The organism is Amycolatopsis sp. NPDC004169 (assembly GCF_040610315.1).
GTDB lineage: Bacteria > Actinomycetota > Actinomycetes > Mycobacteriales > Pseudonocardiaceae > Amycolatopsis.
Genome location: NZ_JBEXMD010000017.1, coordinates 142,206 through 165,435 on the forward strand (window position 1 = coordinate 142,206; position 23,230 = coordinate 165,435).

At 75.2% G+C, this 23,230-nt stretch carries 21 protein-coding genes; 12 read left to right on the forward strand and 9 right to left on the reverse strand.

The features are described 5' to 3' along the window. Positions 1-25: 25 nt before the first annotated feature. Both ABZX11_RS23830 and ABZX11_RS23835 read left to right on the forward strand, forming a co-directional pair. Positions 26-892: an NAD(+)/NADH kinase gene (locus ABZX11_RS23830; protein WP_176169795.1), complete on the forward strand. Its 867-nt coding sequence runs from the start codon at positions 26-28 to the stop codon at positions 890-892. A gap of 98 nt (positions 893-990) precedes the next feature. Next, positions 991-1,710, forward strand: coding sequence for a DUF998 domain-containing protein (locus ABZX11_RS23835; RefSeq protein ID WP_354916384.1), 720 nt, complete (start codon positions 991-993; stop codon positions 1,708-1,710). On the opposite strand, the gene ABZX11_RS23840 is transcribed toward ABZX11_RS23835, so the two are convergent. Further along, entirely contained in the window at positions 1,674-2,450 is a 777-nt protein-coding gene (locus ABZX11_RS23840) for a hypothetical protein (protein ID WP_354916387.1), read from the reverse strand. The two genes, ABZX11_RS23835 and ABZX11_RS23840, sit on opposite strands and share 37 nt — an antisense overlap. Positions 2,451-2,480: 30 nt before the next feature. Further along, positions 2,481-2,843: a DNA polymerase ligase N-terminal domain-containing protein gene (locus ABZX11_RS23845; protein ID WP_354916390.1), complete on the reverse strand. Its 363-nt coding sequence runs from the start codon at positions 2,841-2,843 to the stop codon at positions 2,481-2,483. A 73-nt stretch (positions 2,844-2,916) separates the two neighbouring features. Between ABZX11_RS23845 and ABZX11_RS23850 the strand changes: the two genes are divergently transcribed. Next, complete coding sequence (locus ABZX11_RS23850) at positions 2,917-3,906, forward strand: YdcF family protein (RefSeq protein WP_354916393.1); 990 nt, start codon at positions 2,917-2,919, stop codon at positions 3,904-3,906. A 10-nt stretch (positions 3,907-3,916) separates the two neighbouring features. On the opposite strand, the gene ABZX11_RS23855 is transcribed toward ABZX11_RS23850, so the two are convergent. From ABZX11_RS23855 to ABZX11_RS23865, 3 genes are all read right to left on the reverse strand, one after another. Beyond that, complete coding sequence (locus ABZX11_RS23855; RefSeq protein ID WP_354916396.1) at positions 3,917-5,128, reverse strand: glycosyltransferase; 1,212 nt, start codon at positions 5,126-5,128, stop codon at positions 3,917-3,919. 199 nt (positions 5,129-5,327) lie between these two features. Next, positions 5,328-6,158, reverse strand: coding sequence for an SDR family NAD(P)-dependent oxidoreductase (locus tag ABZX11_RS23860; protein ID WP_354916399.1), 831 nt, complete (start codon positions 6,156-6,158; stop codon positions 5,328-5,330). After that, on the reverse strand, positions 6,155-7,150 hold the full coding sequence (locus ABZX11_RS23865; RefSeq protein ID WP_254896647.1) for an alpha/beta hydrolase family protein: 996 nt from the start codon (positions 7,148-7,150) through the stop codon (positions 6,155-6,157). The genes ABZX11_RS23860 and ABZX11_RS23865 overlap by 4 nt, the downstream gene beginning before the upstream one ends. A 439-nt stretch (positions 7,151-7,589) precedes the next feature. Here ABZX11_RS23865 and ABZX11_RS23870 point away from each other — a divergent pair, with 439 nt between their 5' ends. From ABZX11_RS23870 to ABZX11_RS23885, 4 genes are read left to right on the forward strand one after another with little or no spacing between them, the layout of a single operon-like run. Beyond that, complete coding sequence (locus ABZX11_RS23870; RefSeq protein WP_354916403.1) at positions 7,590-8,195, forward strand: hypothetical protein; 606 nt, start codon at positions 7,590-7,592, stop codon at positions 8,193-8,195. A gap of 14 nt (positions 8,196-8,209) precedes the next feature. Next, positions 8,210-9,919 (forward strand): fatty acyl-AMP ligase, encoded by a 1,710-nt coding sequence (locus ABZX11_RS23875; protein ID WP_354916406.1) that lies wholly within the window; start codon positions 8,210-8,212, stop codon positions 9,917-9,919. Next, the gene (locus ABZX11_RS23880) at positions 9,916-14,316 is read left to right on the forward strand and encodes a type I polyketide synthase (protein ID WP_354916409.1); all 4,401 of its coding nucleotides are present in this window, start codon (positions 9,916-9,918) and stop codon (positions 14,314-14,316) included. The genes ABZX11_RS23875 and ABZX11_RS23880 overlap by 4 nt, the downstream gene beginning before the upstream one ends. Next, entirely contained in the window at positions 14,307-15,761 is a 1,455-nt protein-coding gene (locus ABZX11_RS23885) for an MFS transporter (RefSeq protein WP_354916412.1), read from the forward strand. The genes ABZX11_RS23880 and ABZX11_RS23885 overlap by 10 nt, the downstream gene beginning before the upstream one ends. A gap of 12 nt (positions 15,762-15,773) precedes the next feature. On the opposite strand, the gene ABZX11_RS23890 is transcribed toward ABZX11_RS23885, so the two are convergent. Together ABZX11_RS23890 and ABZX11_RS23895 are read right to left on the reverse strand one after the other, a co-directional pair. Next, entirely contained in the window at positions 15,774-17,270 is a 1,497-nt protein-coding gene (locus ABZX11_RS23890) for a cryptochrome/photolyase family protein (protein WP_354916415.1), read from the reverse strand. A 10-nt stretch (positions 17,271-17,280) separates the two neighbouring features. After that, the gene (locus tag ABZX11_RS23895; RefSeq protein WP_176169800.1) at positions 17,281-17,739 is read right to left on the reverse strand and encodes a MarR family transcriptional regulator; all 459 of its coding nucleotides are present in this window, start codon (positions 17,737-17,739) and stop codon (positions 17,281-17,283) included. Positions 17,740-17,793: 54 nt separating this feature from the next. On the opposite strand from ABZX11_RS23895, the gene ABZX11_RS23900 reads away from it, so the two are divergent. Continuing rightward, positions 17,794-18,234, forward strand: a complete 441-nt coding sequence (locus ABZX11_RS23900) for a nitroreductase family deazaflavin-dependent oxidoreductase (RefSeq protein WP_354916419.1) — start codon at positions 17,794-17,796, stop codon at positions 18,232-18,234. After that, positions 18,231-19,430, forward strand: coding sequence for an FAD-dependent oxidoreductase (locus ABZX11_RS23905; protein ID WP_354916422.1), 1,200 nt, complete (start codon positions 18,231-18,233; stop codon positions 19,428-19,430). Before ABZX11_RS23900 ends, ABZX11_RS23905 begins: the two co-directional genes overlap by 4 nt. On the opposite strand, the gene ABZX11_RS23910 is transcribed toward ABZX11_RS23905, so the two are convergent. Continuing rightward, on the reverse strand, positions 19,400-19,861 hold the full coding sequence (locus ABZX11_RS23910) for an SRPBCC family protein (protein ID WP_176169802.1): 462 nt from the start codon (positions 19,859-19,861) through the stop codon (positions 19,400-19,402). The two genes, ABZX11_RS23905 and ABZX11_RS23910, sit on opposite strands and share 31 nt — an antisense overlap. Positions 19,862-19,949: 88 nt before the next feature. Between ABZX11_RS23910 and ABZX11_RS23915 the strand changes: the two genes are divergently transcribed. Then, positions 19,950-20,384 carry a DUF4383 domain-containing protein gene (locus ABZX11_RS23915; protein WP_354916425.1) on the forward strand — a complete coding sequence of 145 codons (435 nt, stop codon included), beginning with the start codon at positions 19,950-19,952 and terminating at the stop codon, positions 20,382-20,384. On the opposite strand, the gene ABZX11_RS23920 is transcribed toward ABZX11_RS23915, so the two are convergent. Further along, positions 20,335-21,567: a glycosyltransferase 87 family protein gene (locus ABZX11_RS23920; protein WP_354916428.1), complete on the reverse strand. Its 1,233-nt coding sequence runs from the start codon at positions 21,565-21,567 to the stop codon at positions 20,335-20,337. The two genes, ABZX11_RS23915 and ABZX11_RS23920, sit on opposite strands and share 50 nt — an antisense overlap. Before the next feature lie 116 nt (positions 21,568-21,683). Here ABZX11_RS23920 and ABZX11_RS23925 point away from each other — a divergent pair, with 116 nt between their 5' ends. Both ABZX11_RS23925 and ABZX11_RS23930 read left to right on the forward strand, forming a co-directional pair. Then, positions 21,684-21,902 (forward strand): hypothetical protein, encoded by a 219-nt coding sequence (locus ABZX11_RS23925; RefSeq protein WP_176169803.1) that lies wholly within the window; start codon positions 21,684-21,686, stop codon positions 21,900-21,902. Between the two features lie 82 nt (positions 21,903-21,984). Continuing rightward, positions 21,985-23,184 carry a cysteine desulfurase-like protein gene (locus ABZX11_RS23930; protein WP_354916432.1) on the forward strand — a complete coding sequence of 400 codons (1,200 nt, stop codon included), beginning with the start codon at positions 21,985-21,987 and terminating at the stop codon, positions 23,182-23,184. The last annotated feature ends 46 nt before the right edge of the window (positions 23,185-23,230 follow it).

The following is a 23,230-nucleotide window of genomic DNA, read 5'->3' on the forward strand; positions in this document are numbered from 1 at the left end:
ACCTCGCCCGCCCGGAGCCGCTGACATGCACTCCGCCGGACTCGTGCTGCACCCCCGCCGCGACTCCGCGGCCGCCGTCCAGGCCGTACTCGGCTGGGCGGGCAACCGGAACATCGAGGTCCTCGGCATCGAGGACGAGATCGTCCGGCTCGACTGCGCCGCGAAGGGGGTGACGGCCGAGGAGCTCGGGCGCCGGGCCGACCTGCTGGTCAGCCTGGGCGGCGACGGCACGATGCTGCGCGCCATGCGGCTGGCCGACGGGCAGCGCGCGCCGGTGCTCGGGGTGAACCTCGGCAAGCTCGGCTTCCTGGCCGAGGTCGACGTCCCGGACCTGCCGGGCGCGCTCTCGGCCATCGACGACCACCAGTTCACCGTGGAGCCGCGGCTGGCGGTGGACGCGGTGCTGCAGGGGCGGAAGATCACCGCGTTCAACGACATCGCGGTGGTGCGGGTGCCCGGCGACGGCAGTGCGGTGGTCGCCGTCCGCGTCGGCGGCCAGCCGTTCGTGAGCTACTCGGCCGACGCGGTGGTGGTGGCGACGCCGACCGGCTCGACGGCGTACAGCTTCTCGGCGGGCGGCCCGATCACCAGCCCGTCGGTGGAGGCGCTGCTGGTGACGCCGGCGGCGCCGCACTCGGCGTACAGCCGGGGCGTGGTGCTCTCGGTGCACGACGAGGTGACGCTGGAGCTGCTGCCCACCAGCGGCAGGCTGGCGGTGGAGGTCGACGGCCAGGTCGAGGGGTACGTCTCCCCCGGCGAGCGGCTCGACCTGCGCGGCCGCCCGAGTGCGGCGCGGGTGGTCCGGCTCGGCATGACGACGTTCTACCAGCGGGCGCGGCGCAAGCTGCGGCTCACGGATTCGGCCGAAATCCCCCAGGACGGCGACCACTGAGGGTGCCGTGCGTCACACCGCGGGCGCGTCGGCAATGGTCACGGAAAGGTCACGGGTAGCGTGCGCGGCTGCGCCTGAACCAGCCGAACCGTCCCGGAGTGTCTCCCTACATGCTGTGTCCCGCACCCGCCCGTCCCCGTCTGCGCGCCCGCCTGCTCGTCCCCGGGGCGCTGGCCGCCTTCGCCGGCGCCGTCGTCCTGCTCGCCGTGCTGCACCTGGACCGCCGCCTGGCTCCCCTCGACCCGGTGAGCACGATGCTCAGCGACTACGCGCTGAGCCCGGGCCGCTGGATGTGGGACGGCGCGTTGCTGCTCACCAGCACGGGGTCGGCGGTGCTGCTGGTCGCGCTCTGCCGCCGTGGCCTGCTGGCGAACCCGGCGCTGGTGGCGGCGAAGGCACTGTGGTGCGTGAGCCTGCTGGCGGTGGCGGTGTTCGCGAAGGACCCGCAGGGTGGCGCGATCACCGCGACGGGCAAGATCCACCTGTACGCGTCGGCGGTGACGTGCCTGAGCCTGCCGGTGGTGGGCTGGGCCATGGGCCGCCGCCACCGCGACGACCCGCGCTGGGGCCGGTTCGCAACCTGGTCCCGCCGGCTGGCACTGGCGGCGATCCCGTTCTACCTGCCGTTCATCGTCCCGTTCGCGGTGAACGTGATCCTGGGCGGCCACCTGCCGACCGTGGCGACCGGCCTGGTCGAGCGGTTGATGATGGTGCTGGAGATCGCGTTGCTCGGCGTGCTGGGGTACTGGGCACACCGGGCGATGCACCCCGCGCGGCTGCCCTACGCGGGCGCCGGTTCGGTCGCTTCGCCGGCCTGACCGAGGCTTTCCAGGAACCGCGATCGCACGACCTCCGCGACGACCGCCTGCACGATGATGTCCCGCGACCGGATGGCGCAGCGGACCCCCTGCCGGAAGAACAGCACCCCGGCGACGCCGGCGGCCGCGGTGACCGCGACGGCGACCCAGGCACCGGCCCCGGATCCCCAGGCGAGGACGACGGCGAGCACCACCAACGGCGGCGTCACGTTGATCCGGAAGGTGGCCTCGGCGAGCGCGCGGTCGTAGCGGTTGTAGAGCTCCACGTTGGCCGCCTGCAGCCGGGTGGCCAGCTGCCGCTCTTCCCGCATGATGCCGGCAGGCAGGTACAGCAGCGGGTCCTGGGCCGAGTCGAACCGGTAGCCCTCGGCGGTGAAGTCGTGCAGGTCGCGCCGGGTCTGGTCGGACAGCGGGTAGATCCCGCTGTGGTGGAAGCGGCCCCGCCGGGCCACGTCCCGCAGGTGGTTGATCCACCGCGGACGGCCACCGTGCTCCCAGAGGTGCATCGGGTCGACCTCCAGGAACGCCCCGATAAGGTAGGCGGCGAAGGACACCACGACCAGCAGGCCGCCTTTACCCACGTAGGTGCCGAGGTCCCACAGGGTGGCGAAGACGTGCTGCGCGGGCCGGCTCCGGGGCAGGTGGCCGGCGAGCGCGAGCCACCCCACGAGCAGCCACGCGAACCCGCTGGCCACCGGGGTGCGCACCTCACGGACACCGGGCAGCAGTGAAGTCAGCACGCGGGGAAGTCGCGCGGACCCGGCCGTCCGCTACACCTCGTCGTCCGGCTGGTCGCGGGTGCGGTGCAGGAGCCAGTCGCGCGCGGTGTGGATCAGCGCGTACCGGACCACGCCCGCCCGGCCGTGGAGGGTGAACAGGATGCGCCTGGCCGTCCGGTCGTGCTCCTCCCACCAGCCCGTGTCGGCGATCTTCTTCGTCTCGTCCTCGTACGCGAGGTGGTCGAGGGCGTGATCGGGGACGGCGACCGCGAGCCGGTCGGTTCCGGTGTCCGGCGGGAGGCCACGCGGGACCGCCCAGGAGCGGAGCACGCCGTTCTCCTCCAGCCGCAGGTCGAAGTGGTGCCGCGGGCGGAAGTGCTCGTGCAGCACGAACGCCGGTCGCCGATCGGTCACGGCGTTCACCATGCCAGATCACCCGGCCGCGCGCGTCCGGCTAGGCTCGCGGGGGATTCCAGGGGAGGCCGGGGTGAACGTCGGCGGTGCGGTACTTCCGGTCGCCGCCGGGGTGGCGCTCATCGTGTTCGCCGTCCGGCTGGCGCGCGAGCCGCGGCGGCTCGGCAACGCCGTGTGGCTCGGCCTGGCGCTGCTGCTGACCGCGCTGTGGCTGCTGCGTGCCGCGCTGCACCTGGAGTGGCTGACCCCGGTGCTGCTGGGCCTGCTCGCCGTCGCCGCGATCCTCGTCGCCCTCGTGCTGCCCACCGCGCTGATCGCCAACGGCGTGCGGATGTGGCGGCGGGAAGGGCGCAGCGCCGGGAACCTGCTGTCGCTCGGGCTGGGCGCCGGGCTGGTCGCGCTGGAGGCGCTGGCGTTCGCGCCACTCGGCCGGTGGGGCTCGGCGCTGGTGGCCATGGCGGCCGTGCTGGCCGGCTACTTCGGCTTCCTGTTCCTGTCGCTGCTGGTCTATTCGGTGGTGTACAGCCGGATCGGCCGCCGCGGCGGGTTCGACGCGATCATCGTGCTCGGCTGCGGCCTCGACGGCGAGCGTGTCCCGCCGCTGCTCGCCGGGCGGCTCGAACGCGCGCTCCGGCTCCACGCCCGGGAGGCGACGCCGCCGGTGCTGGTCGTCTCCGGCGGCCGGGGCCCGGGCGAGACGGTCAGCGAAGCCGAAGCCATGCACGCGTACCTGCGCGACCGCGGCGTCCCGGACGAGCAGATCCGGCGCGAGGACCAGGCCCGCACGACGGAAGAGAATCTCCGCCTTTCCGCGGCACTCCTCCCCGCCGCGGCCCGCCGGGTGGTCGCGGTGACCAGCAATTACCACGTGTTCCGGACGGCGGTCGAATGCCGGCGGCTCGGCCTGCCGTTCCAGGCGACCGGCTCGCCGACGGCCCGCTACTTCCTGCCGAGCGCGCTGCTGCGCGAGTTCGCGGCGCTGATCCTGCACTACCGCCGGACGACGATCGCGGCGTGCGTGCTGATCATCGGCACCGGCCTCGCGCTGGCGATCTCGGCCTGACGCACCCCGGCTAGCCCGCCCGCAGGATCGAGCAGGCGCGGGCCACGCCGTCCTCCGCTCGCAGCCGCGCGCCGACGTACTGCGCGCCGCGCCGGAACAGCGGGTTCTCCGTCAGCTCCCGCAGCCGCGCGGTCAGCGTCGCGACGTCGATGTCCTGGAGCGGCAGGGGTTTCGGGCCGGCGCTCAGCCGCGACACCCGGTCGCCCCAGTAGGGCTGGTCGGAGAAGACGGGGCAGACGAGCGACGGCACCCCGGCCCGCAGCCCGGCGGCGGTGGTCCCGGCCCCACCGTGGTGGACGACGGCGGCGGTGCGCGGGAACAGCCACTCGTGCGGGACGTCCCGGACGACCAGCAGGTCATCGTCGTCGTCGGCGCCGCCGCCGACCAGGCCGCGCAGCCCGGTCCGGCGCAACGCGGTGCGGACGACGGCGGCGGTGCGTTCCGCGTCGGCGGGCTGCATGCTGCCGAAGCCGACGTACACCGGCGGCGGCCCGGCGGCGAGGAAGTCGCGCAGCCGCGGGTCCGGGTCAGGGCTCGCGGTGTCGAGGAACCAGTAGCCGGTGACGTGCACGCGGGCGGGCCAGTCGGGCGGCCGCGGCACGACGGCGCCGGAGAAGCCGCACAGCACCGGTGACCGGCGGCGCGGTCCGCGGGCGCCGGCCGGGGGCAGGCCGAGCGTTTCGGTGCGCCAGCGGTCGACGTCCGGGCGGAGGACGTGCCAGGAGAGCGCGTCGACGGCGGCGAAGCTGAGGTGCCGTCCCCAGGGCCCGAGCCGGGCGGCCCGCGGCAGGAGGGGGTGCGGGAAGGCGCGGGTGGGGACGCTGGGCTGGTAGTGCAGTTCGACGTCGGGGACGCCGAGGTGGGCGCCCAGGTGCGCGCCGAGGAAGCCGAGCGAGGGGGCGAGCACGAGATCGGCCCCGGCGGCACCGGCGTGGACGTCGGCGAGCAGCCGGTCGAGCACGGGCCGCAGGACGGCCCGCAGCCCGGAGAGGAACCGCCGTCCCCCGGTCCACGCCTGTCCCGCACCCGACCCGAGGACGGCGGCGGGATCGGCGGAGAGGGGCGCGAAGCCGAGGCCGTGGGTTTCGACGAGCGCGCGGAAGTTCGGAGCGGCGAGAACCCGCACGAGGTCACCGCCGGCGGCCAGCCCCCGCCCGAGGGCGACACAGGGTTGGACGTCCCCCCGCGAACCCGGGGCGACGATGACGACGAGGCGGCTCATCGTTTCGCCTCACAGCGGGGATGGCCGGTCGATCCCGGCGGCGCGAGGGCTCGCCGCGCGGCCCGACCGCCGGTTCGCCGCCGCACGGCGACTGGACAAGCCAACTCCCCCGCCGCACCAAGTCCGCCCGCGACCCGCGCGCGCCCGACAGCGCACAGCGAGACTCCCGAGCCCGAAACACACCAGCCGACCGGCGCCCTCATCGCTTCGCCGCCGTCAGGTGGTACCTCACCCGGAACGGCAGGCTCGCCAGCACCGCCGCCAGCCTTGCGTCGGCGCCCACCAGGTATCTCGGCGCCGGGCGGCGGGCCGTCAAGGCCCGGACCACCGTCTCCGCCGCCCGGCGCGGCGGCACTCCCGTTCTCGCCGAGCGGGCCGCGCTGCGCTCGGCCGCCGCCAGTTGGTCGCCGTACCTCTCCAGCGCCGCCGGGGACAAGGCCGCCCGGACCTGCGAGGCCGCCTCGTGGGCGCGGGGCCAGATCGGGGTGGCCACCGCTCCCGGCTCGACCAGGACCACGCGGATCCGCTCCGGGGCCAGCTCCGCGCGCAAGCTGTCGGTCAACCCCACCAGCGCGAACTTCGACGTGTGGTACGGCCCGACCATCGGCCCCGCGATCCGGCCGCCGATCGAGCCGATCGTCACCACGCGGGCCGATTCCGCGCGCCGGAGCGCCGGCAGCATCGCCCGCGTCACCAGCAGCTGGCCCGTCACGTTCACCTCCAGCTGCTCCCGGAACGCCGCCGGCGGCACGTGCTCCAGCGGCCCCGGCCGCGCGAGACCGGCGTTGTTCACCAGGCCCCGCAACGGTCCCGCCGCCGCGACGCGTTCTCCGCACCGCGCGATCGACTCCGCGTCGCGCAGGTCCATCCGCAGTACCGTCACCGCGTCGCCGTACGCGCGCACGAGTTCCGCTTCGTCCGCGTCGGTGCGCACGCTCGCCCACACGTGGGCGCCCCGCCGGACCAGCTCCGCCACGCAGGCGCGGCCGATGCCGCCCGCCGCGCCCGTGACCACATAGGACGGTTTCACGACGCCAGCACCTGCAGCATCCGCGGCCACGTCCGGTGCAGCTGCTCCTGCCAGTACGCCCACTGGTGCGTGCCCGGCCCGTAGAGATCGACCGTCACCGGGACGCCGAGCTCACGCAGGCGACCGGCCATGGCCGTGGTCTGGGCGCCGCACAGGAACTCCAGGAGCATCGCGCCGGGCAGCACGTCGATCGGGAGTTTGGCGTCGAGCGGGCCCGGCAGCCCGTTGCCCGCCGACAGGTACAGCTCGGTGCCGCGCAGGCGATCGGCGTTCACCAGCGGGTCGTGCGCCTCCCAGCGCGCGGCCTCGCGACGCCGGTCGCCCCAGAGCGCCTCGGGGTCGAGGTGGGCCGACGCGACGATCGCATCGGTCAGCAGTTCGCCGGTCGCGCCGGCCGGGTTCAGGTTGCCGCTGAAGGAGGCCGCGTAGCGGAAGACGCCCGGGCGCCGCGCGGCGAGTTCGAACGCGCCGTACCCGCCGAGGGACAGCCCGGCGACCGCGCGGCGGCCGTCCCCGCGGTAGCCGCGGTCGATCAGCTGCGGGAGCTCGACGGCGGTGAAGGTCTCCCACTGGTTGAGCGCGATGTCCTTGCCGTAGTTCCACCAGTCGCTGAAGAAGCCGGCGGAGCCGGAGCCGGGCATGACGACCAGGACGCCGGCGTCGTCGGCGAGCCGCCGGATGTCGGTGTTCGCGCTCCAGCCGCGGTAGTCCTGCAGCCGGGTCTCGCCGGCCAGCAGGTAGACCGCGGGCCAGCGCCGTCCGGTCCAGTTCTCCGGCAGGATCAGCCGGACCATCGCGTACGCCCCGACGCCGGTCGAGCGCACGGTCAGGTCGAGCACCCGCGCGTCACCGTCCACAGTGGTCTGGGCGACGACGTGCGAGCCGTCGTCGGCCCGGGCGTCCGGGACGCCGTCCGCGGCCAGGGCGGGTGTGCCGGGCAGTGCGCACACCGCGGCCGCCAGGGCGGTGAACCACCTCACAAAAGGGCGCATGCGTTTCCTTTCCCGGTCGTCGAGGGTCCGGCCAAGCTAAAGGAATCGCGCGCCGGAGCGCAATTGTCCTGTCCAGGATGTGAGCGGACAATGTGAATGGCAGGCAAACAAACTCCCCCGCCGGGGTGAGTCGTCGGTCGCGCAGCGTGACCAATCTCGGACGCCCGTGCCACAACCAGGCACCGAACTCACCAGTAACCTGCAATCGCGCAGCTCACGCGCTGTACATGGAGATGTTTACGCCGTCTTGAGGTGCTTCCGGTAACCGATTTCCCGGCGTAGCCTTCGCCGTGCCGCCGGGATCGGCCGTCGCTCGACGCTCCCGGCGAAGGGTTCCAGCGCAGGGGCCGCACCTCTCCCGAGAATACTCCCGGAAGGCTTCTCCATGGCTGCCCGAATTCGCTTTCCCCCGGCCGTACTCCTGATCACAGCGGCCGCCGTGGTCACCATTTCCCCGGCAAAACCGGCCACGGCGGTCCCGGTTCCCGCACCGCCCGCGGTCCCCCCGGCCGTGCTGCTGCCCGCCGAGGCCGTCCCCGCACCGCCCGCCGCGCGTGACGTGTTCGACGTCGCCACCGCGGTGTCCACTTCGGACCGCAGCGACGACGGGCCGTGCGCCGACGTCGTCCACGGCCGCTTGCTGCGTCCCGGCGCGGTCACCGGCCAGGGCTTCCAGACGGCGGTCCCGGGCGGGCAGCTTTCCGAGCTCGTCGCCCGGACCCCGCACCCACCCGACCTCGCCGCCTGGGCCGCCCAGGCGCGCCGCTGCACCCGCGTCACCGTCGACGACCAGGACCTGCCAACGGAATCGACGACCACCCTCGGCACCGGACCCGCTGTTCCCGGCGCGCAAACCCTGTCCTACGAGCAAGTCCTCACCCTGCCCGGCCGGCCGGCCGGGCTGCCCGGACTGCGCCTGCGCACCGTCGCCATCGCCGCCGGCGGCGTGCTGGTCCTGCTCCGCGACGCCGGAGCGACCGACCTCGACCTCGACGCCCTCGCCGTCGCCGCGTGGCAGCACGCGGCACCGCGGCTGGGCCGCTAGCAAGGAGAACCCCCATGTCCCAGGACACCTTCCCGGCGGTGGGCGGCGACACCCTGACCGCGTGCCTGCACCACTGGGCGAGCGCCACCCCCGACGCCCCCGCCCTCACCTTCGCCGACTTCACCGCCGACCCCGCGGGACGACGGCGCACGCTGACCTGGCGGCAGCTGGCCGACCGCGTCGGCGCGGTCGCCGGCGCGCTGCCGGTGTCGCCGGGCGACCGGGTCGCGGTGCTCTGCCCGCAGGGCCCGGACTACGTCGTCGGGTTCCTCGCCGCGATCACTGCGGGCGCGATCGCGGTGCCGCTGTTCGACCCGGGACTGCCGGGCCACGCCGGACGGCTCGCCGCGGTCCTCGCCGACTGCGCACCGTCGGCCGTGGTCACCACCGCGGCCGCCCGGCCGGGCGTCGAAGCGTTCGCCGGCCTCGACGTCGCCGTCGTCGCGGCCGACCGGCCGGAACCGGTCCGGACGTGGCCGGCCCCCGCCGCCGCTCCCGGCGACGTCGCGTACCTGCAGTACACGTCCGGTTCGACCCGCAGCCCGGCCGGCGTGGTGCTGACCCACGCGAACGTGCTCGCCAACGTCGCCCAGGCCGTCCGCGGCCTCGGCCTCGACCCGGCCGCGGCGACCACCGTCTCGTGGCTGCCGCTGTTCCACGACATGGGGCTGGTCCTCGGCCTGCTCACGCCGCTGGCGTTCGGCCTGCGGTCGGTGCTGATGGACCCGCTGGCCTTCATCGAACGTCCGGTCCGCTGGCTGGAACTGCTCGGCGACCACGCGGGCAGCTGGAGCGCGGCCCCCAACTTCGCCTTCCACTACTGCGCGAGCCGGATCCGCGAGGCCGACCGCGCCCGCCTGCGGCTCGGCCGTATCACCGCGATCGTGAACGGCGCGGAGCCGATCAACCCGGACGTCCTCGACCGGTTCCACACCGCCTTCGCCACCGCCGGGTACCGGCCGGAGATGACCCGCCCGGCGTACGGGCTGGCCGAGGCCACGGTGTTCGTCACCACCGGGCCGGCCGCCGCCCCGCGCGTCGCCACCTTCGACCGCGACGCCCTCTCCACCGGCACCGCGCGCCCGGCCGCGGACGGCGTCCGGCTCGTCGCCTGCGGCGTCCCGGCCGGGCAGCTGGTCGCCCTCGTCGACCCGGAGCGCGCGGTCGTGCTGCCCGACGGCTCGGTCGGCGAGATCTGGGTGCACGGGCCCAACGTCGGCACCGGGTACTGGCAGAAACCCCTGGAAAGCACCGAAACCTTCGGCGCCCGGCTGGCCGGCGGCCTGCCCGAGGGGCCGTGGCTGCGGACCGGCGACCTCGGCGTCCGCCACGACGGCGAGCTCTACATCGCGGGCCGGATCAAGGACCTGATCATCGTCGACGGCCGCAACCACTACCCGCAGGACGTCGAAGCCACCGCCGCGTCGGCCGACGCCGCGATCCGCCCCGGCAGCGTCGCCGCCTTCGCCGTCACGGGCACCGACACCGAGGCCGTCGTCGTGGTCGCCGAGCACCGCGGCCACGCGGATCTGGCCGAACCCGCCGAGCGCGCGCTGACCGCGGCGATCCGGCGGCTGATCTCCGACGCGCACGGTCTCGCGCTGCGGGACGTACTCCTCGTGCCGCCGGGGCGGGTCCCGCGCACCTCCAGCGGCAAGATCGCGCGCGCCGCCTGCCGCGACCGCTACCTCGCCGGCGACTACGGAAAGGCACTGGCCCGATGAGCGAGCCGACGACCGACACCCTGCGCCGCTGGCTCCTCGACACCGTCGCCGAGCACACCGGCGTCACCGCCGAGCCGGACCGGCCGCTCGGCGACTACGGCCTGTCCTCCCGCCAGGCCGTGGGCATCGCCGCCGACCTCGAGGACCGGCTCGGCCGGTCGCTGCCGGCCACGCTGCTGTGGGAAAGCCCGACGATCGACCACCTCGTCCGCAGCCTCACCGGCGGCGCCGAGCCCGAGCTCCGGCCGAGCACCGACCGCCGCCGCACCGACCCGGTCGCCGTCGTCGGCCTGGGCTGCCGGTTCCCCGGCGCGGACGGGCCCGGCGCGTTCTGGGACCTGCTGAGCAGCGGCCGGGACGCCGTCCGCACCGCACCGCCGGGACGGTGGGCCGCCGACGCGGCACCGGTGCTCGGCGGGTTCCTCGACGACGTCGCCGGGTTCGACGCCGAGCACTTCGGCATCACGCCCCGCGAAGCGGCCACCATGGACCCGCAGCAGCGCATGCTCCTCGAGGTCACCTGGGCCGCGCTGGAGCACGCCGGCATCGCGCCGACGTCCCTGCGCGGCAGCCGCACCGGCGTGTTCACCGGGATCTCGACCCACGACTACGGCCACCTCACGATGACCGGCGGCCGGCCGGACCTGTGGACGGCCACCGGCGCGGCGGGCAGCATCGCGGCCAACCGGCTGTCCTACGTCTACGACCTGCGCGGCCCGAGCATGGCGGTCGACACGGCGTGCTCGTCTTCGCTGGTCGCGGTGCACCACGCGGTGCGCGCGCTGCGCGACGGCGACGCCGACCTGGCGCTGGCGGCCGGGGTCAACCTCATGCTGCTGCCGGGCCCGACGGCGGCGTTCGCGGCGACGGGCCTGCTCGCCGCCGACGGCCGGTGCAAGACGTTCTCGGCGGCCGCCGACGGCATCGCACGTGCCGAAGGCTGCGGCGTCGTGGTCCTCAAGCGGCTCGCGGACGCCGAATGCGACGGCGACCGGGTGCTCGCGGTGATCCGCGCCTCGGCGGTCAACTCCGACGGCCGCTCGAACGGCCTGGCGGCCCCGAACCCCGCGGCGCAGCAGGCGATGCTGCGGGACGCCTACCGCGGCGTCGATCCGTCCACTGTGGATTACGTGGAGGCGCACGGGACCGGGACGCTGCTGGGCGACCCGATCGAAGCCGGCGCGCTGGGTGCGGTGCTCGGGACGGGCCGGCCGCCGGCCGCGCCGTTGCTGGTCGGCTCGGTGAAGACGAACATCGCCCACGCTGAGGCGGCCGCGGGGATCGCCGGGCTGATCAAGGTCGTGCTGGCGCTGCAGCACGGGACGCTGCCGCCGCAGTTGCACTTCGACGCGCCGAACCCGCACATCCCGTTCGGCTCGCTCGGGCTGAAGGTGGTCACCGAGCCGACGCCGTGGCCACGGCGCGCCGGCCGCGCGACGGCCGGGGTGTCGGCGTTCGGCTTCGGCGGGACGAACGCGCACGTGGTGCTGGAGGAAGCGGCGCCGAGCCCGGACCGGCTCCCGGCGGCCCGGTCCGGCGATGGACTGCTCGGCCGCAGCCAGGGCACCGCCTCGCAGAACCCGGACAGTGACCGGCCCGCCGGCGGCGGAGTCCGGATCGGGTTGCTGTCCGCCCGGACCCGCGACCGGCTCGTCGAGCGGGCCGCGCAACTGGCCGCGTGGCTCGACTCCCCCGCCGGCCGGTCGAGTCCGCTCGCCGACGTCACCCACACCCTCTTCCGCCGCGACAACGCCGGCCCGCACCGCGCGGCGTTCGTCGCCGCCGACCACCGGGAGCTCGTGGCGCTGCTGCGGGCCGTCGACACGGACCTGCCGCCCGCCGGGGCGTTCACCGGTTCCGCCGTCGGCGGGGAAGGGCCCGTTTTCGTCTTCTCCGGCCACGGGTCGCAGTGGGCCGGGATGGGCCGTCGGCTGCTGGCCGTGGAGCCCGCGTTCGCCGCGCAGGTCGACAAGCTCGGCGATCCCTTCACCGAGCACGCCGGCCGGTCGCTGCGCTCGCTGCTCACCGGGACCGATCCCCGGTCGCTGGCGGAAACGCAGCTGGCGATCTTCGGGACGCAGGTTGCCCTGGCCGCGCGGTGGGAGGCGCTCGGCGTGCGGCCCGCCGCCGTCCTCGGGCACTCGCTGGGATCCGCGGCCGCCGCGGTCGTCGGCGGCGTGCTGACCGCCGATGAGGCCGTGCACCTGGTCGCCACCCGGGCGCGCCTGCTCGGCACGGTCCGGCCGGGCGGGGCGATGGCCGCGGTGGAGCTGACACCCGACGAGCTCGCGGCGCACCCCGGAGTCGAGCTCGCCGTGGACGCCGCACCGGGCCAGGTCACGGTCGCCGGCGACGAGGAGGTGCTCGACCGGCTGGTCACCTCGCTGGAGGCCGCGGGCCGCAGCGCCCGGCGGCTGCCGGTGGGCGTGGCCGGGCATTCGGTGGGGGTCGAGCCCGTCCTCGGCGCCCTGCGCGGCGCGCTGGCCGAGCTGGGCGGCCGCCGGCCGCTGGTGCCCTGGTACGACACGGTGCTGGACGACCCGCGCGAGCTCCCGGACTTCGACGCGGGCTACTGGGCCGCGCACCTGCGCCGCCCGGTCCGGTTCCGCCAGGCGGTCACGGCGGCGGCCGCGGACGGCCACCGGCTGTTCATCGAGGTGTCCCCGCACCCGATCCTGCGCGGCTCCCTGACCCGCACCCTCGCGGCGGCGGGGATCGCGGACGCGGTCGTGACGGGAACCCTGCGCCGCGGCCAGGACGAGATCCGCACGTTCGCCGCCGCGGCGGCGACGGTGTACTGCGCGGGAACCCGCATAACGCTGGCCACCCCGGACGACGACGCCCGGCTCACGGACGTCCCGCCGATGCCCTGGCGCCACGAGCGGCACTGGTACACGGACACCGCCGACCCGGGCGGCGGGTCGGCGGCGGTCGCGGGGTCTGCGGTCCGGAGAACGCAACGCTCGGCGGCGCCATCCGCCAGGCCCGGGGCGGCCACGGCAGCACTGGCGGCCCTCTCGGCCGCCGCCACCTCGACCACCGGGGCCGGGAGCGAAGCACTCCCGACCGCGGCCGCGCCGGAAGCCAACCCGAGCCACCTCGCCGACCACACCGGCAACAGCCGGCTCACCGCCATCGTCGCCGCCGTCATGGGCCTCACCCCCGACCGGCTCGACCCCCACGTCCCGCTCGTCGAACTCGGGCTCGACTCGCTCATGGCCAACCGCATCCGCGAAGCCGTCCGGCGGGAGCTCGGCGCCGACCCCGATCCCGCCGCCGTGCTGCGCGGCGCCACCCTCGCCGAGCTCAACCGGGACCTCGCTCCCCGCGGCGACGAACCCCCGGCGCGCGGCCGGGCCTGGGACGCCGCCGACCGCCTCGTCCTCCGGCTCTGGCGGCGGCACACCGGCACCGACGCCGGCCCGCACACCCGCCTGTCCGGCACCGCCGAACCCCACCACCTCGCGCGGCTCCTCGCCGACGGCCTCACCGCCGAGCTCGACACCCCCGTCGACCCGGCCGACCTGCTCCGGCACGACACCCTCGCCGCCGTCGCCGACGTGGCGCGGGCCGTGCTGGACACGCGCGACGAACGCGGGCCGGTGCACCTGCTCAAACCCGGCGACGCCGGCACCGCCCCGCTGCTGCTGTTCCACCCCGGCGGCAGCACCTGCACCGTCTACCGCCCGCTGCTGGACCGGCTCCCGGCCGGCGTCCCCTGCCTCGGCTTCGAACGCGTGCCCGGCGCCGGCATCGAAGACCGCGTCGAACGGCTCCTCCCGCTGGTCCGGGCGCGCCTGCCGCACGGGCCCTACCGCCTGGCCGGCTGGTCCTTCGGCGGTGCCCTCGCCTACGGCCTCGCCGCGCGGCTCGCCGAAGAAGGCGAAGCCGTCGAGCTCGTCGCGCTGCTCGACACCATGCTGCCGCTGCCGGAACCGGACCTCGACCCGCGCGCGTCGTCGGCCCGGCGGTTCCTGCGCTTCACCGGCTACGTCGAAGGCACCTACGGCCGGACCGTCCGGCTCGGTCACGACGAACTCGCGGCCCTGCCCGAGGAAGCGCAGATCGAGCTGACCATGCGACGGGTCGCCGAAGCCGGCCTGCTGAGCCCCGGCGTGCTCCGGCACCAGCGTCAATCCTTTTTGGACACCCTGGCCGCCGAACGCGGGACACCGCGGCCCTACGACGGCCGCGTGGTCCTGTACCGGGCGACCGAACCGTACGCCGCCGGGCTCGCGATGGAACCCCGCTACTCCCGCACCGACCTCGCGGCCGGGTGGGTGGACCTGTGCCCGCGGCTGGAGATCGTGCCGGTCCCCGCGCACCACCTGTCGATCGTCGACCCGCCCCACGTCGACGCCGTCGCGCGGCACCTTGCGGACCTGCTGTGGCCGTGACCGTCCGGACCTGGCCGCTGCTCACCGTGCTCGGCGCCGGCCTGTTCCTGGTCGCCGTGGACGCGACCGTGCTGCACGTCGCGCTGCCCGACCTGGTCCGGCAGCTGCGGCCGAGCGCGGCCGCCCAGGTCTGGATCGTGGCGATCTACCCGCTCACGGCGGCGCCGCTGCTGCTGCCGTGCGGCACGCTCGGCGACCGGTTCGGACGGCGGCGCGTGCTCGTGACCGGCTACGCGGTGTTCGGGGCGGCGTCGCTCGCCTGCGCGCTCGCCCCGAACGTCCCGGCCCTGCTCGCCGCCCGCGCGGTGCTCGGCGTCGGCGGCGCCCTGATCATGCCGGTGACGATGTCGCTGCTGCGGGAGCTGTTCCCCGACCGGCGAGCCCGCCGCACGGCGATCGCGGTGTGCAGCGGGATCGCCGGAACCGGTTCGGTGTTCGGGCCGGTCCTCGGCGGGGTGCTCGTGGAAGCGTGGGGCTGGCGGGCGACGTTCCTGGTCAACCCGCCGGTCATCCTCGCCGCGGTCGTGGCGGCGCTGCGCCGGCTGCCGAGGAGCCCGCCAGGACGCCGGCCGTGGGACGCGCTCAGCGCGCTGCTCGCGGCCGGTGGCGTGCTCGGGATCGCCGCTGCCATCGGGCCGTCGGGGGGCGGCTTCGCGGCGGGGGCGGCGGGGTGCGTGCTCCTCGGCCTCTTCGTGCGCCGCCAGCGGCGGGCCGAATCGCCCCTGCTCGACCTGGCGCTGTTCCGGCGGCCCGGGGTACCGGCCGCGGCCGGCGGCGTGCTGCTGGTGATGAGCACGCTGGTCGGGCTCGGCCTGCTGCTCGCCCAGTACCTGCAGGTGGTGCTCGGCCTCTCCCCGACCGCCGCGGCGGCCCGGCTGCTGCTCGTGCTCGGCGCGTCGGCGGCGGGCAGCGTGGTCGCCCCGGCCTTGCTGGAACGGTTCGGCAACGCCCGCGTCCGCACGGCCGGATTCGCGCTGGCGGCGGCGTCCCTCGCCGTCCCGGCCGCGGGCGGGCTGGCGTCGCCGTGGTGGCTCGGCGGCGCGCTCGCCGGGTCGGGGCTGGGCATGGCCCTCGCGCTGACGTCGAGCACCGACACGCTCCTGACGGCCACCCCGGCCGACCGCGCGGGTGGCGCGGCCGCCGTCGAGAAGACCGGCTACGAGCTCGGCGCGGGCCTGGGCACGACCGCGTTCGGCTCGCTCGCGGCCGCCGTCTACACCGCCCGCCTGGTGGTGCCGTCCACCGTGCCGGACGCGGCGGCACGGCTGGCTTCGGCCGGGCCCGCGCAGGCCGAAGCCGCAGCCGACGGCCTGGCGGCGGGTGTCGAGCTGCTCTCGGCCGCTCGCGCGGCGTGCACGGCGAGCGTCGAGGTGGCGGCGGCCGTCGCGTGCGGGCTTTTCGTGGCCGCGGCGGCGCTTTCCGCTTTGAAACGACCCGCCGTATAGGTCGTTATACGATCAGAACTGCTCGCGCTGCGCCTCTTGGGCCACGACCTCGGCACGGTCCGCCAGGCGGCCGAGGCCGCTGAGGGGCTGCCGCATCCGGTGGTTGCCGCGCAGGCGCTCGGCGTTGCGGTCGAGGAACGCCCAGTACCCCGCGGTGAACGGGCACGCATCGGGCCCCGTCCGCTTCTTCGGGTCGAAGACGCAGCCGCCGCAGTGGTCACTCATCCGGTTGACGTAGGCGCCCCCGGCGGCGTACGGCTTGGTCGCGACGAGCCCGCCGTCGGCGTACTGGCTCATGCCGATCACGTTGGCCGGCATCACCCACGGGAAGCCGTCGACGAAGGCCGTGGCGAACCAGCGGGTGAGCGCGGCCGGGTCGTACCCGCGCTGCAGCCCGTGGTTGCCGAGCACCATGAGGCGTTCGATGTGGTGGGCGTAACCGCGGTCGCGGACCCCGGCCAGCGCGGTGCGCAGGCAGGCGGCCTCGACCGCGTCGGCGTCCAGCGTCCGCCACCAGCCGGGCAGTTCGCGGTGGGCCCGCAGCGCGTTGCGGCGCAGGTAGTCCGGCCCCTGGTGCCAGTAGAGGTGCCACACCCATTCCCGCCAGCCGAGCACCTGCCGGACGAACCCTTCGACGCTGTTCAGCGGCGCCTCCCCCGCCCGGTACCGGTCTTCGGCGCGGCGCACGACGTCACGCGGGTCGAGCAGCCCGAGGTTCAGCGGCACCGAAAGGAGTGCGTGTGCCATCGCCCAGTCGTGGGTGAGCATCGCGTCCTGGTGCGGGCCGAAGGAGGGCAGCCGGTGGTCGAGGAAGCGCCGCAGCGCCCGGTTCGCCTCGTCGTACCCGACGGCGAACTGCCGTGGCCCGTCGACGCCGACGGGGTGGATCCGCCCGGCCTGCTCGGCCGCGTCGAGTTCGGCGCGGACCCGGTCGTCGATCTCGTTCTCCCGCGGGTGCCAGGGAGCGGGGACGCCGAGCCGCGTGGTCTTCGGCGGCGGCTGCCGGTTGTCGTGGTCGTAGTTCCAGTGCCCGCCTTCGGGTTCGCCGTCGGCTTCGAGGAGGACGCCGAACTTCCGGCGCTGGTCGCGGTAGAAGTCCTCCATGACGAACCGCTTGCGCCCGGCCGCCCAGGTGGCGAAGTCCACTTTGGACAGCACGAAACCGGGCGTGGGCAGGATTTCCGTGACGAGGCCTTCGTCCCGCAGCCGCCGGACGAAGGCATCGGCCGCGTGCGAGCTCGGCTCGTGCACCACGACCCGCCGCCCGAACCGGCGCAGGCCGGTGCGGTAGTCGGGCGCGTCGATCAGCGTGACGCGGTCACCGAGGTCGGCTTCGAGCCGGTACAGGGCGGCCTGGACCAGGTGCAGCTTCTGCCGGTGAAAGGGTTTCGCGGCGAAGGCCGCGGCCGACCGGATCAGCAGCACGTCGCGTTCGCGGTGCTCGGGCGTGCTGTGGAAGTGCGGCCCGAGCTGGTCGGCGAACAGCCACAGCGCGGGCTCGTCTCGCATGCGCGGAACGCTAACCCGCTTCCGGCGACTCCGCAGCGTAAGCACGGAGGACCTCCGTGGCGTCGCCGAGGAACCGCGCCACCACCTCGGCGTGTCCCGGTGCCAAGCCGTCCGTCAACCGGGTGATGGCGTCGACCAGCGGGGCCAGCGCCGCCCGGACCTCGGCCCGCGCCGCCTCGCTCACGACCAGGGTGACCCGCCGTCCGTCGCGCGGGTGCGGGTCCCGGCGGACGTGCCCGGCGGCTTCCAGGCGGTCGACCAGCACCGTCGCCGATGCCGAGCGGATCTTCAGCGCGTGCGCGAGGTCGACCGTGCCCATCGGGGTGCCCGTCGCCAGGTGCTGCAGTGCCTGGACGTCGGTCGCACCCAGGCCGAGGCGGCGGGCCAACGCGATCTGGACGTCGTGGGCCTGCGCGAGCAGCTCGCGCAAGGCGAGGTTCACGCGGAGCGCGACGGGACTGTCTTCCACCGGGTCATTTTAAGTTAGCTAGACAATCTAGCTAGTTTTGCTACCGTGGAGCCCGTGGACGTCCGAGCGATGAACGCCGAAATGACCGCCAAGCTGATCGACGCCCCCGCCGAAGCGCCCCCGGAAGGCGGGTACGCGCTGCGCGTCGTCGAGACGCGCGGGCGCCGGACCGGTGAGCCGCGGCGGGTGCCGCTCGCCGTGGTGGCGCGCGGGGGCCGGCACTACCTCGTCTCCCCCGTCCGTGACCGGGACTGGGTCGAGAACCTCCTGGCCACGCCGGAGTGCGCGCTGCTGTCCGACGGCCGCCGCGAGGACCGGCGGGCCGACGAGATCGGCGGCGAGGAAGCCGCCGCGGTGGTCGCCGCCTACCTGGCCGCGATGTCGGTGCCGTGGGCGATCCGGGCCTTCCCGGTTCCCCAGGACGCGACACCTGAGCAGATCCTCGAGCACCTGCCCGGCATGGCCGTGTTCCGGCTGACCACGGACACGCCGTGAGCGTCGCGATCGCCGGTGGCGGGCCCGGCGGGCTGCTGCTCGGCTACCTCCTGGCCCGCGCCGGGATCGACGTCACGGTGCTGGAGTCGCGGGCGGACTTCGACCGCGACTTCCGCGGCGACTCGCTGCACCCCTACACCCTCGAACTGCTCGACCGCCTGGGCCTGGCCCGTGACCTGCTCGAACTCGACCACTTCAAGGCGCGCTCGTTCCGCTTCCACACCCCGGACGGCGTCTACCGCGCCGCCGACTACGACCGCCTCCGGACGCCGTTCGGCTACGTCGCCCTGATGCCCCAGGTGCGGTTCCTCGACTTCCTCGCCGAGCGGGCCGGCGAGCTGCCGACGTTCACCCTGCGGACCGGCGCCAAGGTGACCGGGCTGCTCGAAGACGGCGACGGCACGGTGACCGGCGTCCGCCACCGCGGCGGCGAGCTCGCCGCGGACGTCGTCGTCGGGGCCGACGGCCGGTTCTCCACGGTCCGGCGCCTGGCCGGGCTCGACGCGCGGCCACTCGGCGCGACCACCGACCTGCTCTGGTTCCGGCTGCCCCGCACCCCCGGCGACCCGCCGGACGCGGACCTCGACCTCTACTTCGGCCGTGACGCCTACGTCGGCGTCCTCGGCGGCGTCCGCGACTGGCAGGTCGGCTACAGCATCGAGAAGGGCGCGTACCCGGCGTTGCGCGAACGCGGGGTCGAGCCGATCCGCGCCTTCGTGCGCGAGCGCGTGCCGTGGCTGGCCGACCGGGCCCACCTGCTCACGGACTTCTCGCAGACCACGCTGCTGTCGGTCGACATCTCGCGGGTGGACCGCTGGTCCCGGCCGGGCCTGCTGCTGCTCGGCGACGCCGCGCACGTCATCTCCCCGGTCGGCGGCAACGGCATCCTGATGGCGGTCCAGGACGCCGTCGCCGCGGCGAACCGGCTGATCCCCGCTTTCCGCCGCGGCGGCGTCACGCCCGCCGACCTGGCGGGCGTCCAGGCCGACCGGATCCGCGCGATCGAGCGCGTGCAGGCCGACCAGGTGCGGGTCGAGCGGCGGGCGGCCGCCGCTCGGGCGCGAGGCCGCGGGGCCGCGCCGCCGAAGCTGCTCAAGTACCTGTTCGCGGTGCCGGCCGTGCGCGCCCGCGGCGCCCGCGCCAACGCCTACGGGCCGTTCCCGCCTCAGCTCGACGTGTCCCTCTTGTCGTCGTAGGAGGTCCAGCCGCCCTGGCCTTCGGCCGCTTCGACGTCGGCGTCGGCGCTCGCGGCGTGCGTCATGGCCGCGACCGTCCGCTCGAGGCCCTGCTGGACCTCGCCGCCGTCGGCTTCGCGGACGCTGTGCAGCGTCACGGTGATCTCGGAGGACGCCGGGCCGTCCTCGCGGATGCGCAGTTCGCCGTGGTAGTCGTCGGGGCCCTCCGCGCCCCACTGCAGCGACCGGGTCGCGGCGTCGGTGTGCAGCCACGCCTCGCTCGCGACGCGGTTGCCGTGCACCTCGGCCTCGACGTGCACGGTGTCGCCGCCCTGCGGCTCGGCGACCTTCATCTCCGGGAAGTACCGGGGCAGGTTCTCCGGGTGGCTCAGGAAGGCGAACAGCTCGTCGGCGGGGATGTCGGCGGTCGCGGTGTGGCGGTACTCGGTCATCGTGGCAGTCCTCCTCGGCGGTCCGGATCGTGCCCGGATACCCCGAATGCAGTGCATTAAAAGGGTTCGGGCGGGGAACCCCGGAAGCATGACGGCCACCGAACCCGAGACCCGGGCGCCCCGGCGGGGTCCCGCCCCCGTGCAGGGCATGGGCATGCTGATCGGCCTGTTGTTCCTCGTCCTCGCCGCGCTGGAGCTGATGGCCGGGGTCCCGGGCGGCAGCGGGCCGCGCGTGCTGTTCGGCGTGCTGGCCGTGTCCGGGGTGTGGACGCTGGTGCACCTGCTGACCGGCGCCGCCGCGGTGTTCTGCACCCGCTCCTCGCGCTGGGCCGCGCGGTTCCTGGTCGCCGCCGGTGTCTGCTACGTCGTGGTCGGCTTCGCCGGGCTGCTCCCGCTGCCGCGGGCGGTCTCCGACGTGCTGCCGATGAACACCGCCGGCATCTGCCTCGACCTGGCCATCGGCACGGCCATGCTCATCCTGGGCGCGGGCTGGCTCCGGCGCGGGCCGGCCCGACCACGCTGACGAGGTCGTCCTCCCGCCGCGGGAACCGCGCCAGCACCGCGGTGAGCAGCACCACGAGTCCGAAAAGGACATAGCCGTTGCCGGTGAGCTGCTCGACGAAGGTCCAGTTCCGTTCCACCTCCCCGCCCCGCGGCCACCACCACTGCGGCCCCGCGACGAAGAGCACCACGCCCGTCCCGGCCAGGAGGGCGAATCCGCGCCGCCGCGTCCGGCGGGCCAGTTCCGCCCAGCCGAGCAGGACGACCACGGCCCACACCCAGTGGTGGGTCCACGAGATCGGCGAGACCAGCAGCCCGCCGACGGCGTTCAGGCCGAGCGCGACCGCCGGCTCCCCCGCGTTCAGCGCGCGCCGCACCCCCCACACGGTCAGCACGAGCACCACCGCCACCAGCGGCAGCCACCACGCCGTCCGCGCCGGGACCGGCACCCCGGCCCTGGCCAGCAGCCCGAGCAGCGACTGGTCGCCGGCGTAGGTCGGCTCGCCCACGCGGCCGGTGTCCCAGAGCGCGCTCGTCCAGTACCGCACCGAGTCCGCACCGGCGAGCAGGAAGCCCACCGCCGTCGCGGCCAGGAACGTCACCACGGCGGTCACCGCGGCCCGCGTGTCGCGGCGCAGGAGCAGGTACAGCAGGAACACCGCCGGGGTCAGCTTGATCGCCGCGGCGAGCCCGATCAGCAGGCCACGCGGCAGGCGGGGGTGGTCCACCAGGACGTCCAGCACCACCAACGCCAGCAGCAGGAGATCGATCTGCCCGGCGTACAGCGTGCGCAGCACCGGCTCCAAGACCTCCGCGGCCAGGAGCAGCAGCACCACGCGCGGCCAGTCGCACCGCACGCCGAACGCGCGCAGCACCGCCACCAGGACCAAGACCAGCACCCCGAGCGTGAGCAGGGTGAGCGCGAGGCAGGCGGCCCAGTACGGCAGCACGGCCAGCGGGGTCAGCAGGATCGCCGCGAACGGCGGGTAGGTGAAGAGCAGGAACTGGCCGTCGCCGGTCGGCGGCAGCGTGCCGTAGAGGGCCTGGCCGTGCAGCACGGCCGTCGAGCCGAGCCGGTAGACGTCCAGGTCGACGCGGTAGGCCGGGAACCGCCAGCGGCCGCCGTTGTACGACACGAGCAGCGCCACCAGCACGAGCAGCTGAGCGCCGAGCAGCACGTACCCGGTTACCGGTCTGGCCCGCACCCCTGCTCCCCCTCCGGTCATCCTGGCATTCTGTCGGGTCCCGGCCCGGGCACCATCCGGGAAACCCCCGATCCGGCCCCGGGAAAACCGGTTGCCGCCCGTGCCACCCTGAGCCCATGGGGACACCGCAGGGCTTCGCCTACCGCGACGAGCGCGGCACCGTGACCATCACCCACCACGGCCGTCCGGCGGGCACCCTGCGCGGGGCCGCGGCCGCGCGGTTCCTGGCCGCGGTGGCGCGGGGTGACGACCAGCAGCTGCTGATGGCCCGGGTGACCGGCAACTACAAGCACGGCAACGAGCGCCGGGCCCGGCAGCACCCCCGCAACCGCTGACGTCCCGGCCGTTCGGCGCCCCCCGCCGCCGTCCGCCGCGGGGATCTTGAGGCGGGTGGCCGGCGTTGGGCATGCTGGCGCCGTGACCTACGACGTTCAGACCATTCGAGCGCAGTTCCCGGCCCTCGACGGCGGCGCCGCCCACTTCGACGGACCGGGCGGCTCGCAGGTCCCCCGCGTGGTCGGGGACGCGGTGGCCGGGACGCTGTGCGCGGCGATCGCCAACCGCGGCGTCGTCACCGCCGCCGAGCGCCGGGCGAGCGAGGTCGTCGCCGAAGCCCGGCTCGCCGTCGCCGACCTGCTCGCCGCCGACCCGGCGGGTGTCGTCTTCGGCCGCAGCATGACGCAGCTGACGTACGACTTCTCCCGGACGCTGGCCCAGAAGTGGGGCCCCGGCGACGAGGTGGTGGTGACCCGCCTCGACCACGACGCCAACATCCGGCCCTGGGTCCAGGCCGCGGCCGCGGCCGGCGCGACCGTCCGCTGGCTCGACTTCGACCCGGCCACCGGCGAGCTCGCCCCGGTCGCCGGGCTGCTGTCGGAGCGCACCCGGCTGGTCGCGGTGACGGCGGCGTCGAACCTGCTCGGCACCCGCCCGGACATCCCGGCGATCGCGGCCGAGGTGCACCGGGCGGGCGCGCTGCTGTACGTCGACGGCGTCCACCTGACCCCGCACGCCCTGGTCGACCTCACGGAGCTCGGGGCCGATTTCTACGCGTGCTCGCCGTACAAGTTCCTCGGGCCGCACCTGGGCGTGGTGGCGGCGGCGCCGTCGCTGCTCGAGACGCTGCACCCGGACAAGCTGCTGCCGTCGACCAACGCGGTCCCGGAGCGGTTCGAGCTCGGCACGCTGCCGTACGAGCTGCTGGCGGGCACGACGGCGGCGATCGGCTTCCTCGCCGGGCTCGTGCCGGGGGCCGGGGCCCGCCGGTCGCGGCTGGCGGCGTCGATGGCGGAGCTGGAGGCGCACGAAGACGCGCTGCTGACGCGGCTCGACGGGGGCTTGGCCGCGCTGCCGGGAGTCACGCGGCACGGGGCGCCGGGGCGGCGGCGGACTCCGACGGTGCTGTTCTCCGTCGACGGTGTTCCGTCGCAGGCGGTGTACGAGCACCTCGGCGCGCTGGGCGTGAACGCGCCGGCGGGCAGTTTCTACGCGCTGGAGTGTTCGCGGCACCTGGGGCTGGGCGACACCGGGGCGGTCCGGGCGGGCATCGCCCCGTACACGACCGAGGACGACGTGGACCGGCTGCTGGCCGGGGTGGCGTCCCTCCCCCGCGGCTGACCGGGTGGCGGGCCGGCAGGATCACCTCGGACCGCGGACGGGAGAC

What these genes read in the sequence shown, in the direction of transcription:
- ABZX11_RS23830 (WP_176169795.1), top strand. Translation starts at nt 26, where the DNA reads ATGCACTCCGCCGGACTCGTGCTGCACCCCCGCCGCGACTCCGCGGCC.
- ABZX11_RS23855 (WP_354916396.1), bottom strand. Translation starts at nt 5,128, where the DNA reads ATGAGCCGCCTCGTCGTCATCGTCGCCCCGGGTTCGCGGGGGGACGTC.
- ABZX11_RS23865 (WP_254896647.1), bottom strand. Translation starts at nt 7,150, where the DNA reads ATGCGCCCTTTTGTGAGGTGGTTCACCGCCCTGGCGGCCGCGGTGTGC.
- ABZX11_RS23875 (WP_354916406.1), top strand. Translation starts at nt 8,210, where the DNA reads ATGTCCCAGGACACCTTCCCGGCGGTGGGCGGCGACACCCTGACCGCG.
- ABZX11_RS23880 (WP_354916409.1), top strand. Translation starts at nt 9,916, where the DNA reads ATGAGCGAGCCGACGACCGACACCCTGCGCCGCTGGCTCCTCGACACC.
- ABZX11_RS23890 (WP_354916415.1), bottom strand. Translation starts at nt 17,270, where the DNA reads ATGCGAGACGAGCCCGCGCTGTGGCTGTTCGCCGACCAGCTCGGGCCG.
- ABZX11_RS23910 (WP_176169802.1), bottom strand. Translation starts at nt 19,861, where the DNA reads ATGACCGAGTACCGCCACACCGCGACCGCCGACATCCCCGCCGACGAG.
- ABZX11_RS23915 (WP_354916425.1), top strand. Translation starts at nt 19,950, where the DNA reads ATGACGGCCACCGAACCCGAGACCCGGGCGCCCCGGCGGGGTCCCGCC.
- ABZX11_RS23925 (WP_176169803.1), top strand. Translation starts at nt 21,684, where the DNA reads ATGGGGACACCGCAGGGCTTCGCCTACCGCGACGAGCGCGGCACCGTG.